Source organism: Pantoea sp. XAF26B01_ASV70 (assembly GCF_054512635.1).
Genome location: NZ_CM137251.1, coordinates 190515 through 205224, shown reverse-complemented (window position 1 = coordinate 205224; position 14710 = coordinate 190515). Strand labels below are relative to the sequence as shown.

Below are 14710 nucleotides of genomic sequence, written 5' to 3'. Positions count from 1 at the left end.
GTATTAGATAGGCTTGACAGAGTGTAAAACAAAACATTTAAATCTATACGACAAACATTTTTTGGGAGAACGCTGTGGATACGGAATTACTGAAAACTTTCCTGGAAGTGAGCAGAACTCGCCATTTCGGGCGTGCTGCAGAAGCACTTTACCTCACGCAATCTGCTGTCAGTTTTCGCATCCGTCAGTTAGAGAATCAGCTTGGCGTTAACCTTTTTACACGGCATCGCAATAACATACGTCTGACGGCGGCCGGAGAGCGACTGCTCCCCTATGCTGAAAGCCTGATGAGCACCTGGATGATGGCGAAGAAGGAGGTCTCTCACACTCAGCAGCATCATGAGCTTTCAATAGGTGCCAGTGCATCACTATGGGAGGCTTATCTGACGCCATGGCTACAGACGCTCTACGAGAATCGGGAGAGCCTGCACTTAGAAGCGCGCGTGGCACAACGACATCTGCTGGTTAAGCAACTCCATGAGCGCCAGCTGGATCTGTTGATTACCACTGAAGCACCTAAGATGGATGAGTTAACCAGTCAGCAGATTGGTCATATTTCACTGGCGCTTTTCTGCGCCCGGCAGAGCGAGAAGCGTGAAAAATATGATTATATCAAGCTGGAATGGGGAGCAGATTTTCATCAGCATCAGAGCTATCTCTCCGGAGCTGATGATGTACCGGTACTGACCACCACGTCGGCACATGTCACCCGTGAACTGCTGCATACCACCGGAGCGTGCGCATTTCTGCCGGACTTTTGGCAGAGTGTGTACAGTGAGTTGATGGTGATTCCGGATACGCCCGTCGCCGTGCGTCCGCTCTATGCTGTCTGGTTGCAGAACAGCGATCAGCAGGCACATATCCGTCAGTTGCTTAAATTCCCGATTCTGGTCAGGCAAAATAGCTGAATTTGCAGGCAGGACAGTAGGCAGGGAAGATCAGAGGCCAGTTAGATTTAGCTGGTTTTTCTTTTTTGCTTTTTTAAAGGCAAAAAAAAATCCTTTGCCGAAGCAAAGGATCGTTTTCTGGCAGGGGCGGAGGGACTCGAACCCCCAACACCCGGTTTTGGAGACCGGTGCTCTACCAATTGAACTACGCCCCTAATAGGGTGGCGGAACGGACGGGGCTCGAACCCGCGACCCCCTGCGTGACAGGCAGGTATTCTAACCAACTGAACTACCGCTCCACCGATTCTTTCACAGCTGTCAGCAACTGGCTGATGGCCGTCTGTTCCTGTCATTTTCCTTGTCAGGGGAAAAGGAACGAATTTGATGCCTGGCAGTTCCCTACTCTCGCATGGGGAGACCCCACACTACCATCGGCGCTACGGCGTTTCACTTCTGAGTTCGGCATGGGGTCAGGTGGGACCACCGCGCTAAAGCCGCCAGGCAAATTCTTTGTGCTCTGTCCTGTGTCTTTTGTGCTGATGCTGCGTTGGCCGCCCTCGCGCTACTCCGTCACATACTTCAGTATGCTCCTTCGTATCGCCCGGTTGCCGCCTTGCCTCAGCGCAAAATCCTTCGGACTTCAGTCCGCAGGACACAACTGTATCCGGTAACAAGCTGAAAATCGTGTCTCTCAAAAACGCCTCTGGCGTTGTAAGGTTAAGCCTCACGGGTCATTAGTACCGGTTAGCTCAACGCATCGCTGCGCTTACACACCCGGCCTATCAACGTCGTAGTCTTCAACGTCCCTTCAGGACTCTCAAGGAGTCAGGGAGAACTCATCTCGGGGCAAGTTTCGTGCTTAGATGCTTTCAGCACTTATCTTTTCCGCACTTAGCTACCGGGCAATGCCATTGGCATGACAACCCGAACACCAGTGGTGCGTTCACTCCGGTCCTCTCGTACTAGGAGCAACCCCCCTCAATTCTCCAGCGCCCACGGCAGATAGGGACCGAACTGTCTCACGACGTTCTAAACCCAGCTCGCGTACCACTTTAAACGGCGAACAGCCGTACCCTTGGGACCTACTTCAGCCCCAGGATGTGATGAGCCGACATCGAGGTGCCAAACACCGCCGTCGATATGAACTCTTGGGCGGTATCAGCCTGTTATCCCCGGAGTACCTTTTATCCGTTGAGCGATGGCCCTTCCATTCAGAACCACCGGATCACTATGACCTGCTTTCGCACCTGCTCGAGCCGTCACTCTCGCAGTCAAGCCAGCTTATGCCATTGCACTAACCTCACGATGTCCGACCGTGATTAGCTGACCTTCGTGCTCCTCCGTTACTCTTTAGGAGGAGACCGCCCCAGTCAAACTACCCACCAGACACTGTCCGCAGCCCGGATCACGGGCCTACGTTAGAACATCAAACATTAAAGGGTGGTATTTCAAGGTTGGCTCCACGCAGACTGGCGTCCGCGCTTCAAAGCCTCCCACCTATCCTACACATCAAGGCTCAATGTTCAGTGTCAAGCTGTAGTAAAGGTTCACGGGGTCTTTCCGTCTTGCCGCGGGTACACTGCATCTTCACAGCGAGTTCAATTTCACTGAGTCTCGGGTGGAGACAGCCTGGCCATCATTACGCCATTCGTGCAGGTCGGAACTTACCCGACAAGGAATTTCGCTACCTTAGGACCGTTATAGTTACGGCCGCCGTTTACCGGGGCTTCGATCAAGAGCTTCTCCTTGCGGATAACCCCATCAATTAACCTTCCGGCACCGGGCAGGCGTCACACCGTATACGTCCACTTTCGTGTTTGCACAGTGCTGTGTTTTTAATAAACAGTTGCAGCCAGCTGGTATCTTCGACTGGCTTCGGCTCGGGGAGCTAGTCCCTCCACCTACGCGCCAGCGTGCCTTCTCCCGAAGTTACGGCACCATTTTGCCTAGTTCCTTCACCCGAGTTCTCTCAAGCGCCTTGGTATTCTCTACCTGACCACCTGTGTCGGTTTGGGGTACGATTCTGTGTTACCTGATGCTTAGAGGCTTTTCCTGGAAGCTGGGCATTTATCACTTCAGCACCGTAGTGCCTCGTCGTCACGCCTCAGCGTTAACAAGCGTCCGGATTTACCTGGACACTCCGCCTACACGCTTAAACCGGGACAACCGTCGCCCGGCTGATATAGCCTTCTCCGTCCCCCCTTCGCAGTAACACCGAGTACAGGAATATTAACCTGTTTCCCATCGACTACGCCTTTCGGCCTCGCCTTAGGGGTCGACTCACCCTGCTCCGATTAACGTTGAACAGGAACCCTTGGTCTTCCGGCGAGCGGGCTTTTCACCCGCTTTATCGTTACTTATGTCAGCATTCGCACTTCTGATACCTCCAGCATGCCTCACAGCACACCTTCGACGGCTTACAGAACGCTCCCCTACCCAACAACACATAGTGTCGCTGCCGCAGCTTCGGTGCATGGTTTAGCCCCGTTACATCTTCCGCGCAGGCCGACTCGACCAGTGAGCTATTACGCTTTCTTTAAATGATGGCTGCTTCTAAGCCAACATCCTGGCTGTCTGTGCCTTCCCACATCGTTTCCCACTTAACCATGACTTTGGGACCTTAGCTGGCGGTCTGGGTTGTTTCCCTCTTCACGACGGACGTTAGCACCCGCCGTGTGTCTCCCGTGATAACATTCTTCGGTATTCGCAGTTTGCATCGGGTTGGTAAGCCGGGATGGCCCCCTAGCCGAAACAGTGCTCTACCCCCGAAGATGAGTTCACGAGGCGCTACCTAAATAGCTTTCGGGGAGAACCAGCTATCTCCCGGTTTGATTGGCCTTTCACCCCCAGCCACAGGTCATCCGCTAATTTTTCAACATTAGTCGGTTCGGTCCTCCAGTTAGTGTTACCCAACCTTCAACCTGCCCATGGCTAGATCACCGGGTTTCGGGTCTATACCCTGCAACTTAACGCCCAGTTAAGACTCGGTTTCCCTGCGGCTCCCCTATACGGTTAACCTTGCTACAGAATATAAGTCGCTGACCCATTATACAAAAGGTACGCAGTCACCCCCATAAAGAAGGCTCCCACTGCTTGTACGTACACGGTTTCAGGTTCTGTTTCACTCCCCTCGCCGGGGTTCTTTTCGCCTTTCCCTCACGGTACTGGTTCACTATCGGTCAGTCAGGAGTATTTAGCCTTGGAGGATGGTCCCCCCATATTCAGACAGGATACCACGTGTCCCGCCTTACTCATCGAGCTCACAGCATGTGTGCTTTTGTGTACGGGAGTATCACCCTGTACCCTGCGACTTTCCAGACGCTTCCACTAACACACAAACTGATTCAGGCTCTGGGCTGCTCCCCGTTCGCTCGCCGCTACTGGGGGAATCTCGGTTGATTTCTTTTCCTCGGGGTACTTAGATGTTTCAGTTCCCCCGGTTCGCCTTGCAGCACTATGTATTCATGCTGCAATGATGCACAGAGTGCACCGGGTTTCCCCATTCGGACATCGACGGCTGTAGCGGTTCATATCACCTTACCGTCGCTTTACGCAGATTAGCACGTCCTTCATCGCCTCTGACTGCCTGGGCATCCACCGTGTACGCTTAGTCGCTTAACCTCACAACCCACAGGCGTTTTACAACGCTGCGAATTGCAAGCATTTGAGAGACTCGAACGCATCGCTTTGTCATCCCTTAATTACGGAGGAATGACGCGCTGCGTCGTTTCAATTTTCAGCTTGTTCCGGATTGTTAAAGAGCATAATACGTCGCAGCACACCGTCGCCGGTATGCTCTGAGGTATTTCAGAAAAAAACAGATAAACGGTATGGTGGAGCTAAGCGGGATCGAACCGCTGACCTCCTGCGTGCAAGGCAGGCGCTCTCCCAGCTGAGCTATAGCCCCATACAGTTACTGCAGAGACCACTACTACCACTCAACCGAGTACACTTCGTGAGAAATGTAATTCGTGCTCAGGCAAGGCATGTTTCCGCGAAGCATAGTGAACTATGCGAGCCGGAGACATAACGCAGCGTGAGTGCGAATTTGGTAGGCCTGAGTGGACTTGAACCACCGACCTCACCCTTATCAGGGGTGCGCTCTAACCACCTGAGCTACAAGCCTGTAGAGGTTTTTTCTGCTCGTTACTTTTTTATCAGACAATCTGTGTGGACACTGCGCGGGAAGGTATCTTCAGGTAAGGAGGTGATCCAACCGCAGGTTCCCCTACGGTTACCTTGTTACGACTTCACCCCAGTCATGAATCACAAAGTGGTAAGCGCCCTCCCGAAGGTTAAGCTACCTACTTCTTTTGCAACCCACTCCCATGGTGTGACGGGCGGTGTGTACAAGGCCCGGGAACGTATTCACCGTGGCATTCTGATCCACGATTACTAGCGATTCCGACTTCACGGAGTCGAGTTGCAGACTCCGATCCGGACTACGACGCACTTTGTGAGGTCCGCTTGCTCTCGCGAGGTCGCTTCTCTTTGTATGCGCCATTGTAGCACGTGTGTAGCCCTACTCGTAAGGGCCATGATGACTTGACGTCATCCCCACCTTCCTCCGGTTTATCACCGGCAGTCTCCTTTGAGTTCCCGACCGAATCGCTGGCAACAAAGGATAAGGGTTGCGCTCGTTGCGGGACTTAACCCAACATTTCACAACACGAGCTGACGACAGCCATGCAGCACCTGTCTCACGGTTCCCGAAGGCACTAAGGCATCTCTGCCAAATTCCGTGGATGTCAAGAGTAGGTAAGGTTCTTCGCGTTGCATCGAATTAAACCACATGCTCCACCGCTTGTGCGGGCCCCCGTCAATTCATTTGAGTTTTAACCTTGCGGCCGTACTCCCCAGGCGGTCGACTTAACGCGTTAGCTCCGGAAGCCACTCCTCAAGGGAACAACCTCCAAGTCGACATCGTTTACGGCGTGGACTACCAGGGTATCTAATCCTGTTTGCTCCCCACGCTTTCGCACCTGAGCGTCAGTCTTTGTCCAGGGGGCCGCCTTCGCCACCGGTATTCCTCCAGATCTCTACGCATTTCACCGCTACACCTGGAATTCTACCCCCCTCTACAAGACTCAAGCCTGCCAGTTTCAAATGCAGTTCCCAGGTTAAGCCCGGGGATTTCACATCTGACTTAACAGACCGCCTGCGTGCGCTTTACGCCCAGTAATTCCGATTAACGCTTGCACCCTCCGTATTACCGCGGCTGCTGGCACGGAGTTAGCCGGTGCTTCTTCTGCGGGTAACGTCAATCGACAGGGTTATTAACCCCATCGCCTTCCTCCCCGCTGAAAGTACTTTACAACCCGAAGGCCTTCTTCATACACGCGGCATGGCTGCATCAGGCTTGCGCCCATTGTGCAATATTCCCCACTGCTGCCTCCCGTAGGAGTCTGGACCGTGTCTCAGTTCCAGTGTGGCTGGTCATCCTCTCAGACCAGCTAGGGATCGTCGCCTAGGTGGGCCATTACCCCGCCTACTAGCTAATCCCATCTGGGTTCATCCGATAGTGAGAGGCCCGAAGGTCCCCCTCTTTGGTCTTGCGACGTTATGCGGTATTAGCCACCGTTTCCAGTGGTTATCCCCCTCTATCGGGCAGATCCCCAGACATTACTCACCCGTCCGCCACTCGTCACCCAAGAGCAAGCTCTCTGTGCTACCGTCCGACTTGCATGTGTTAGGCCTGCCGCCAGCGTTCAATCTGAGCCATGATCAAACTCTTCAATTTAAGTTTGATTTGCTTAAACAAGTTAAGCGGTGCTCATCTGTAAAACGTCATAATGAATTTCATTATGTGTTCACTCGTGAGGCTTGATATTTTTTTACGTCCGGAGACGCTGATATCAATCCTGCGAGTGCCCACACAGATTGTCTGATAAATTGTTAAAGAGCATGCCGCGATTTACTGCGGCGCGGGCTGCGTATATTACGCTTTCCGCATTGTCAGTCAAGCATTTATTTTCGCTTAACTCACTGGTTCGTATGATTTCGAACCTACTCAACCCGGCGCTTCGTAAGCCGTTGTGCCGTGTCAGTGGAGGCGCATTATAGGGAGTTCTCGGAGGGTGACAAGTGCTAATTTCAAATAAAATTCCGAGTGCTGATTTTTTCAGCTAAAAGCCGCTAAAGCGCCAGTTTTTCCAGCAACAGGAAGCCATAACGCCGTAAAACGGGTGATAATTGTACCGCTTCGCCATCCAGCTCCGTACAAAATGCAACGTTCTGCTGCGATGAATGCACTTCAGGTGCTTCATGCTCCAGCAGCCAGGCTGTGCGTCGTGCAATTGCCGCACCGGAATCAATCAGACGCGTCCCTTCCGGTAACACCTGCTGCAACTCTTCGCGCAGTAAAGGAAAGTGCGTACAGCCTAAAACGACCGTGTCCGGTGGTTCCGCCATCCGCAGCCACGGCTGAACAATACGGCGCACCTCATTCAGAGCCACCTCCGCACCATGGAGCTTCGCTTCTGCCAGTTCAACCAGCTCCGCTGATCCCAGCATCTCTATCTTGCAGGAACCGGCAAACTGCGACACCAGCTCATGGGTATAAGGACGGCGCACCGTGGCACGCGTCGCCAGCAAGCCCACTACACCATTTCGCGTCAGGCGCGCGGCCGGTTTAATCGCCGGAACCACCCCCACGACAGGAAAGGCAAAACGTTCACGTAAAGCGGGCAATGAAACGGTGCTGGCCGTATTACAGGCGATGATCACTAACGAGAGAGGATAGCTGCGGGTAATGGCCTCAACGATAGCGACCACCCGATCCACAATGAAAGTCTCGCTTTTCTCACCGTAAGGGAAGCCAGCGTTATCGAAGGCGTAGAGATAATGAAGATCCGGCAACAGCTGACGGACCTCATCATAGACAGAAAGCCCACCGACGCCGGAATCAAACACCAGCACGGTGGGACGCAAATCAGAAGTTATAGCTGCCGCTGAGGTAATACTCTCGTCCTGGTGTCTGATAGCCATACACTGTCTCGTAATCTTTATCGAACAGGTTGGCAATTCTACCACGAACCGTGAGTTGTGAAGTGACAGGATATGAGACGGCGAGATCCCACAGGCTGACGCCACCTAACTTCACGCGACGGCTGGGAGAGCTGTTAAAGTCCGTATCATAACGGTCACCCAGATAATGGTAGGTAACTGACCAGTCAAACTCATACAGCGTCCAGTCGAGCTGATATTTCACCTGCTGCTTAGCCCGGCGTACGAGCGGCTGATCGGTGCTGCCATCCCGCGCGTCGACATAATCATAAGAGAGCTGATGCGCCAGCGGCCCGGTGTCGAATCCTGCGGTCGCTTCAACGCCTTTAATGCGAGCCTGCTTAATGTTGTAGTAACGGAAAGTCGCCGGGTCATTATCAATCAGATTATCGATGTCGTTGCGATAGCCCGACACACGCCAGTTCACCGGTCCGCTCAGCCCTTCAAAACCGCCTTCCCACTGCTTACTTTTTTCAGGATCGAGGTCGCGATTGCCATAAACCGGGCTGTAAACCTGCGACAGATTAGGTGCTTTAAAAGCGGTGCCATAAGAGGCGAACGCGCGGTAGCCGGAGATAAACTCCCATGAGGCCGCCGTCTGCCAGGTGTTATGCCAGCCAAACTGATTGTTGTCGTCACCGCGTACCGCACCTTCAAGGGTGACGCTGCCAAACTGCTGCTGGCCGGTCAGGTAGAGACCGGTATTACGCTGCTCATAGCCATCTGACAAATAGTTCGTGCCCGGCTCGGTCGTCTCTTTCTGCCAGTCGACACCCGCGCTGATCGCCCCCTGCCCCACCTGCACGGTGTTGCCCCACTGCAGATTGTACTGGGTGACATCATCAAAGGTGGACGCGGCACCGTAGCGACCATTGCGCGGATCGTAGTTGATGTCTTTGGTATGGCCATAACTGGCGATGAGCTGGGTAGAGTAGAAGTCACGATTGAAGCGTAACCCGGTGTCCCAGGTCTGGCTGTAGAGCTGGCGGGTATCCGCCAGCCCAATAATATTGAAATTATTATCGTAGGTATATGAACCGTCGTAGGCGGTGCGGTTATCAAACCCGTAGCCGCGCACAAAACCACTGAGCTCATCGCTGAACTGATGCTCAAGGTTGCCATACAGGGTTTTGCTCATGAAGCCGTCGCGATCGTGCTGCGCCGGGCCATAGTCATTGGGATAACCCGCCACCACGTCATACCCTTTGGTATAGGTGTAGTTGCCTGCCAGGGTGAGCTTTGTCGCATCGCCCAGCATCTGCTGGGTTGAGCCGTCGTAGGATTGATAGCCGTTGGACCCGACGCCCGCCGTCAGCGTGGTGCCGGGTTGCGATCGGCCCGTAATGATATTCACCACGCCGCCAATCGCATCGGAACCGTAGACTGCAGAACGCGCACCGCGAATATATTCGATGCGCTGCACCAGTGACAGCGGGATCTGGCTGAGGTCAGACGAACCGGTGATGCCCGCCTGATTAAGCCGGATACCATCAATCAGGATCAGTACATGTCTCGATTCGGTGCCCCGAATAAACAGCGAACTCTGCTGCCCTAACCCGCCACTTTGCGCGACATCGACACCCGGCAGGCGGCGCATCACATCCGTCAGGCTTTTGGCCTGCCAGCGATCAATCTCATCACGTGTAACAACGGCGGTGGGTGCCAGCACACCTGAAACAGGTTCAGCAAAACGGTTGGCGGTGACTATTTGCGTATCATCATTCCCCTGAGCAAAACCGTATTGCGCCCAGAGAGAAATCGCCGTTGCGCTCAGAGCGAACAGCGAAGCAGTTTTTTTTGTCATTTTTATCGCATCCATAAGACGAAGCAGGATGCCGCAGGCCGACAATCAATAGCACGCGATGATTGTACGAGTAGCGACGTTACACCGGCAGGTCTTCGGGCTGGGAACCATAAGTGATGATGACTTCCCATCCCACAGGACAGTGTCTGCAATTGCACTCATCACGACATTCCTTACCGCTGCGCGTCAGCTCCAGATTCACACTGGATTCCCTATTAACTCGGGCTTGAGGCCGGCGTCTGCAGTCTACGGAGTGGAGATACGGAAGTCCAGACTGCCAAACATCTTCTCGCCGCAGGACTGGACATCAGCAAGTGAATGCCTACAATCGCCCGCTGGTAAGCTATTAATCAGGATTGCTCATGACACCCGAACATCTCCCCATTGAAGACTATGACGCACAGCTGGCGGAAAAAGTCAGTCGTTTAGAGACGATGATGACACCGTTTGCTGCGCCCGACGTGGAGGTGTTCCGTTCACCGGTCAGCCACTATCGGATGCGCGCCGAATTCCGCCTGTGGCACGACGGCGATGATATCTATCACATCATCTTTGATCAGCAGACACGCGAGCGGATCCGTGTTGATCAGTTCCCGGCGGCCAGCCAGCTGATCAATCAGCTGATGCCAAAGATGATCGCCGCGATCCGTGATAACCGTACCCTGCGTCATAAACTGTTCCAGATCGACTATCTGTCGACCCTGAGCAATCAGATTGTGATTTCGCTGCTCTATCACCGCAAACTGGATGATGAGTGGCAGCAGGCAGCCGTGGCGCTGCGTGACCAGCTTCGCGCGGAAGGGCTGGATGTGCAGTTGATTGGTCGCGCCACCAAAACCAAAATCTGTCTGGATCGCGACTACGTTGATGAGTGTCTGCCGGTAGCGGGTCGCGAGATTATCTATCGTCAGGTCGAAAACAGTTTTACCCAGCCTAATGCGGCGATGAATATTCAGATGCTGGAGTGGGCGCTGGATGTGACGCAGGATTCACAGGGCGACCTGCTGGAACTCTACTGCGGTAATGGCAACTTCTCGCTGGCGCTGGCACGCAATTTCCGCCGCGTTCTGGCGACTGAGATCGCCAAGCCCTCTGTTGCGTCAGCACAATACAATATTACCGTGAACCAGATTGATAACGTGCAGATCATTCGTATGGCGGCGGAAGAGTTTACCCAGGCGATGAATGGCGTGCGCAGCTTTAATCGTCTGGAAGGAATTGACCTGACCAGCTACGAATGCGAGACGATTTTTGTCGATCCGCCGCGCAGCGGACTGGATGAAGAGACGGTGAAAATGGTGCAGGCGTATCCGCGCATCCTTTATATCTCCTGCAATCCGCAGACCCTCAGCGACAATCTGCAGACGCTGGCGGAAACGCACGATGTGACGCGGCTGGCGCTGTTTGATCAGTTCCCCTATACCCACCACATGGAATGCGGTGTCCTGCTGACACGTAAAGCGTAAACAAAAACGGGAACCCTGAGGTTCCCGTTTTTTTTATCACTACTGATTACGCTTGCGCTTAAAACGCGTCGCAATCCAGAACACCAGCGCTACCATCAGAACGGTGGGAACGAAGTTGGAGCCAATATCCGGGTATTCTGCCCGCACCAGCGCGCTATAAACCAGAATCCCCAGCAGGAAAAACGCCGCTGCCAGTCCTGGCATGCCGTCCGGCATATTGGTGTTGAGGTAACGCTGATGCAGACACCAGGCCGCCAGACCCAGCGCAATCAGCGGAAAAATCGAAAATGGAACAAAGGCGCTGAACAGCACAGAAAACGAGCCGTTAATTGCTAAGCCGGTAATAAAAGCCAGTACCAGTGTGCTTTTATCGCGAGTACCTGGGTGGGTCATGGACTGATCCTTACTCATTGCTCTTCGGGTTTTTCCAGGGTGGCCGCCAGTCGCTCTTGCTCCCGGCGGTACCAGTAATAAGCGCCTTTGGCGATCATACGCAGCTGTAACACCAGCCGATCCTCAAGCTTACGTCGCTGCTCAGCATCAACATCCAGTGCTTCTGCACCGGCGCTGAAAACAATGGTCACCATCGCTTCAGCCTGCGCTTCGGTAAAACTGCGCGGCATGCGATTTTCGACCTCAAGATAATCGGCCAGTTCAGCGATAAAGTGCTGAATTTCACGCGCCACGGCGGCACGAAAAGCGGCAGAGGTGCCGGAACGTTCACGCAGTAACAGGCGGAAAGCGTTGGGATTGTTGCCGATAAACTCCATAAAGGTCGACACCGACGTTTTAATGATGCTGCCGCCTTTGGCAATACGCTGGCGCGCCTGGCGCATCAGCTGTCGCAACATCAGCCCGCTTTCATCTACCATCGTCAGGCCAAGCTCATCAACATCCTTGAAATGACGATAAAAGGAGGTAGGTGCAATCCCTGCTTCACGGGCAACCTCCCGCAAACTCAGACTGGCAAAACTGCGCTCGGCGCTGAGCTGACTGAACGCTGCTTCAATCAGTGTACGTCGTGTACGTTCTTTTTGTTGCGCTCTGACGCCCATTCTCTCTGCCTTTAGCGGTGTTAAGCAGGCACTATAACAAAATTTTCAGCGTACAGATTGGCAATCTTTGTCACCGCCTGTGAACCTCACTCTTTGTCAAAATGTGATGAAAATCGCTGATAGAATTCAGAAATGCGCGACGAGATGTTAGAATCTCGTTGTAAAAATGTATAAATAATAGGACGTATCGGTATGCAAAAGTCTTACGATTACGATGCCATTGTGATTGGCTCAGGGCCCGGCGGTGAAGGGGCGGCGATGGGGCTGGTAAAACAGGGAGCGCGCATCGCCGTGATTGAACGCTACCACAACATCGGCGGCGGTTGTACGCACTGGGGCACCATCCCTTCTAAAGCCCTTCGCCACGCCGTCAGTCGCATTATTGAATTCAACCAAAATCCGCTCTACAGCGATCATACCCGACTGCTTCGCTCCTCTTTTGCCGACATTCTCAATCACACTGAAAACGTGATCAGCCAGCAGACAGCCATGCGTCAGGGCTTCTACGAGCGTAACCGTTGTGAACTTTATCAGGGCGATGCGCATTTCGTTGATGCCAATACCATTGAGATTGAGCAACCGGATGGCACGCGTGAGACGCTGACGGCAGAGAAGTTTGTTATCGCCTGTGGTTCACGACCTTACCATCCTGACAATGTCGACTTTACCCATCCACGCGTTTATGACTCCGACTCTATTCTCAATCTGCACCACGAACCAGGCCACGTCATAATTTATGGCGCGGGCGTGATTGGCTGTGAATATGCGTCGATTTTCCGTGGACTGAACGTCAAAGTTGACCTGATTAACACCCGCGATCGCCTGCTGGCGTTTCTTGATCAGGAGATGTCTGACTCTCTCTCTTACCACTTCTGGAACAGCGGCGTGGTGATTCGTCACAACGAAGAGTTTGAGAAGATCGAAGGGGTGGAAGATGGCGTCATCATGCATCTGAAGTCGGGTAAGAAAGTAAAAGCCGACTGTCTGCTTTACGCCAACGGCCGTACCGGCAACACCGATTCGCTGTCGCTGGAAAATGTGGGCCTGGAAGCGGATGGTCGTGGCCTGCTGAAAGTGAACAGCATGTATCAGACGGCTCAGCCGCACATTTATGCCGTCGGAGACGTCATTGGCTATCCAAGCCTGGCCTCAGCCGCCTACGATCAGGGCCGTATTGCCGCTCAGGCGATTATCAAAGGGGAAGCGTCAGCGCACCTGATTGAAGATATCCCAACCGGGATTTACACCATTCCGGAAATCAGCTCCGTGGGTAAAACCGAGCAGCAGCTGACGGCAATGAAGGTGCCTTACGAGGTAGGCCGCGCGCAGTTCAAACATCTGGCGCGAGCGCAGATCGTTGGCATGAACGTTGGCAGCCTGAAGATTCTGTTCCATCGGGAAACCAAAGAGATTCTGGGAATTCACTGCTTTGGTGAACGTGCCGCCGAGATTATTCACATCGGTCAGGCGATCATGGAGCAGAAAAACGGTGGCAACACGATTGAGTACTTCGTGAATACCACCTTTAACTATCCGACCATGGCCGAAGCCTATCGCGTTGCGGCGTTAAACGGCTTAAACCGCCTGTTTTAACGCGGCGTCGAAATAGTGCTGCATGTGGGTTTTAATCGCCTCTGCCAGCTGTTCATAACGGCTGCGCAGAGGTGAACCCGGTCGATAGACCAGCGCAATTGTACGCTGTGGCACCGGTTTGTAGCAGGTGAGATAGCAGACGCCATCGCGGATACGCTCCGGTGGGACTGCCAGCGCCGGTAGCAACGTAATCCCGCTGCCTGCCGCCACCATATTGCGCAGCGTCTCAAGACTGGTCGCGCGGAAATGGGTATCTTCATCGGCGCCCGCCTCAAAGCAGAACCCCATCGCCTGGTCACGCAGACAGTGCCCATCTTCCAGCATAAGCAATTTCTCGCCTGCCAGATCGGACATAGGTACCCGGTCGCGATCGCACCAGGGATGATCGGCATAGACTGCCAGCTTCATCGGCTCATCAAACAACGGCACTTCGATAAAGGCCTGGCTCTCTTTGACCAGCGCGATAATCGCGCAGTCCAGCTTGCCGCTATCGAGCTGTGCCAGCAGTTGCTGCGTCTGCGCTTCGTGCAGATACATCTCCAGTTTCGGGAATGTCTGGTGCAGCGTCGGGATAATCTGTGGCAATAAGTAGGGCGCGGTAGTCGGGATGAGGCCGATATGCAGCGGACCTGACATCGCTTCCCCTTGCTGACTGGCCATCTCTTTCAGCACTTTCACTTCACGCAGCACCGTACGCGCCTGATCCACCAGCAGCAAACCTGCCTGGGTGAACAGCACTTTACGGCTGGTGCGCTCCAGCAGCATCACACCCAGCTCATCTTCCAGCTTACGGATCTGCCCGCTTAACGTCGGCTGACTGACATGACACGCATCCGCAGCACGGCGGAAATGACGGTGTTCAGCAAGCGAAACCAGATATTCAAGATCACGAATATTCAT

At 53.7% G+C, this 14710-nt stretch carries 8 protein-coding genes, 4 tRNA genes, 3 rRNA genes and 1 riboswitch; of the genes, 3 read left to right on the top strand and 12 right to left on the bottom strand.

What is annotated here, in order from left to right:
* Window positions 1–74: 74 nt before the first annotated feature.
* A complete protein-coding gene (gene hdfR / locus ACX8ZY_RS00960; protein ID WP_010253571.1) occupies window positions 75–908 on the top strand; it encodes an HTH-type transcriptional regulator HdfR in 834 nt (277 codons plus the stop codon).
* A 118-nt stretch (window positions 909–1026) separates the two neighbouring features.
* Here the strand turns inward: hdfR and ACX8ZY_RS00955 are convergent.
* From ACX8ZY_RS00955 to btuB, 9 genes are all read right to left on the bottom strand, one after another.
* Window positions 1027–1102: transfer RNA gene (locus tag ACX8ZY_RS00955), tRNA-Trp, on the bottom strand.
* A 7-nt stretch (window positions 1103–1109) separates the two neighbouring features.
* Window positions 1110–1186, bottom strand: a tRNA-Asp gene (locus ACX8ZY_RS00950).
* 87 nt (window positions 1187–1273) lie between these two features.
* Window positions 1274–1389, bottom strand: a 5S ribosomal RNA gene (rrf, locus tag ACX8ZY_RS00945).
* Window positions 1390–1600: 211 nt separating this feature from the next.
* Window positions 1601–4508: ribosomal RNA gene (locus tag ACX8ZY_RS00940) — 23S ribosomal RNA — on the bottom strand.
* A gap of 210 nt (window positions 4509–4718) precedes the next feature.
* Window positions 4719–4794: transfer RNA gene (locus tag ACX8ZY_RS00935), tRNA-Ala, on the bottom strand.
* Between the two features lie 142 nt (window positions 4795–4936).
* Window positions 4937–5013 (bottom strand) — tRNA-Ile (locus ACX8ZY_RS00930).
* 74 nt (window positions 5014–5087) lie between these two features.
* A 16S ribosomal RNA gene (locus ACX8ZY_RS00925) occupies window positions 5088–6627 on the bottom strand.
* The 16S, 23S and 5S rRNA genes sit together here with 4 tRNA genes alongside, the layout of an rRNA operon.
* 395 nt (window positions 6628–7022) lie before the next feature.
* Window positions 7023–7874 carry a glutamate racemase gene (murI, locus tag ACX8ZY_RS00920; protein WP_045139516.1) on the bottom strand — a complete coding sequence of 284 codons (852 nt, stop codon included), beginning with the start codon at window positions 7872–7874 and terminating at the stop codon, window positions 7023–7025.
* Window positions 7819–9696: a TonB-dependent vitamin B12 receptor BtuB gene (btuB, locus tag ACX8ZY_RS00915; RefSeq protein WP_158131294.1), complete on the bottom strand. Its 1878-nt coding sequence runs from the start codon at window positions 9694–9696 to the stop codon at window positions 7819–7821. The genes murI and btuB overlap by 56 nt, the downstream gene beginning before the upstream one ends.
* Window positions 9697–9765: 69 nt before the next feature.
* Window positions 9766–9948: riboswitch (cobalamin riboswitch) on the bottom strand.
* A gap of 110 nt (window positions 9949–10058) precedes the next feature.
* Here btuB and trmA point away from each other — a divergent pair.
* A complete protein-coding gene (trmA, locus tag ACX8ZY_RS00910) occupies window positions 10059–11162 on the top strand; it encodes a tRNA (uridine(54)-C5)-methyltransferase TrmA (RefSeq protein WP_158131293.1) in 1104 nt (367 codons plus the stop codon).
* Between the two features lie 39 nt (window positions 11163–11201).
* On the opposite strand, the gene ACX8ZY_RS00905 is transcribed toward trmA, so the two are convergent.
* Together ACX8ZY_RS00905 and fabR are read right to left on the bottom strand one after the other, a co-directional pair.
* Window positions 11202–11555 (bottom strand): YijD family membrane protein, encoded by a 354-nt coding sequence (locus ACX8ZY_RS00905; protein WP_010258126.1) that lies wholly within the window; start codon window positions 11553–11555, stop codon window positions 11202–11204.
* A gap of 14 nt (window positions 11556–11569) precedes the next feature.
* Complete coding sequence (gene fabR / locus ACX8ZY_RS00900; RefSeq protein WP_010258128.1) at window positions 11570–12217, bottom strand: HTH-type transcriptional repressor FabR; 648 nt, start codon at window positions 12215–12217, stop codon at window positions 11570–11572.
* Between the two features lie 192 nt (window positions 12218–12409).
* Between fabR and sthA the strand changes: the two genes are divergently transcribed.
* The gene (sthA, locus tag ACX8ZY_RS00895) at window positions 12410–13810 is read left to right on the top strand and encodes a Si-specific NAD(P)(+) transhydrogenase (protein ID WP_010258130.1); all 1401 of its coding nucleotides are present in this window, start codon (window positions 12410–12412) and stop codon (window positions 13808–13810) included.
* Here the strand turns inward: sthA and oxyR are convergent.
* Window positions 13793–14710 (bottom strand): DNA-binding transcriptional regulator OxyR, encoded by a 918-nt coding sequence (gene oxyR / locus ACX8ZY_RS00890; RefSeq protein ID WP_010258132.1) that lies wholly within the window; start codon window positions 14708–14710, stop codon window positions 13793–13795. The two genes, sthA and oxyR, sit on opposite strands and share 18 nt — an antisense overlap.

Excerpts from the sequence above, each read along its gene's own strand:
- oxyR (WP_010258132.1), bottom strand. The coding sequence starts at position 14,710 with ATGAATATTCGTGATCTTGAATATCTGGTTTCGCTTGCTGAACACCGT.
- btuB (WP_158131294.1), bottom strand. The coding sequence starts at position 9,696 with ATGACAAAAAAAACTGCTTCGCTGTTCGCTCTGAGCGCAACGGCGATT.
- ACX8ZY_RS00905 (WP_010258126.1), bottom strand. The coding sequence starts at position 11,555 with ATGACCCACCCAGGTACTCGCGATAAAAGCACACTGGTACTGGCTTTT.
- fabR (WP_010258128.1), bottom strand. The coding sequence starts at position 12,217 with ATGGGCGTCAGAGCGCAACAAAAAGAACGTACACGACGTACACTGATT.
- murI (WP_045139516.1), bottom strand. The coding sequence starts at position 7,874 with ATGGCTATCAGACACCAGGACGAGAGTATTACCTCAGCGGCAGCTATA.
- sthA (WP_010258130.1), top strand. The coding sequence starts at position 12,410 with ATGCAAAAGTCTTACGATTACGATGCCATTGTGATTGGCTCAGGGCCC.
- trmA (WP_158131293.1), top strand. The coding sequence starts at position 10,059 with ATGACACCCGAACATCTCCCCATTGAAGACTATGACGCACAGCTGGCG.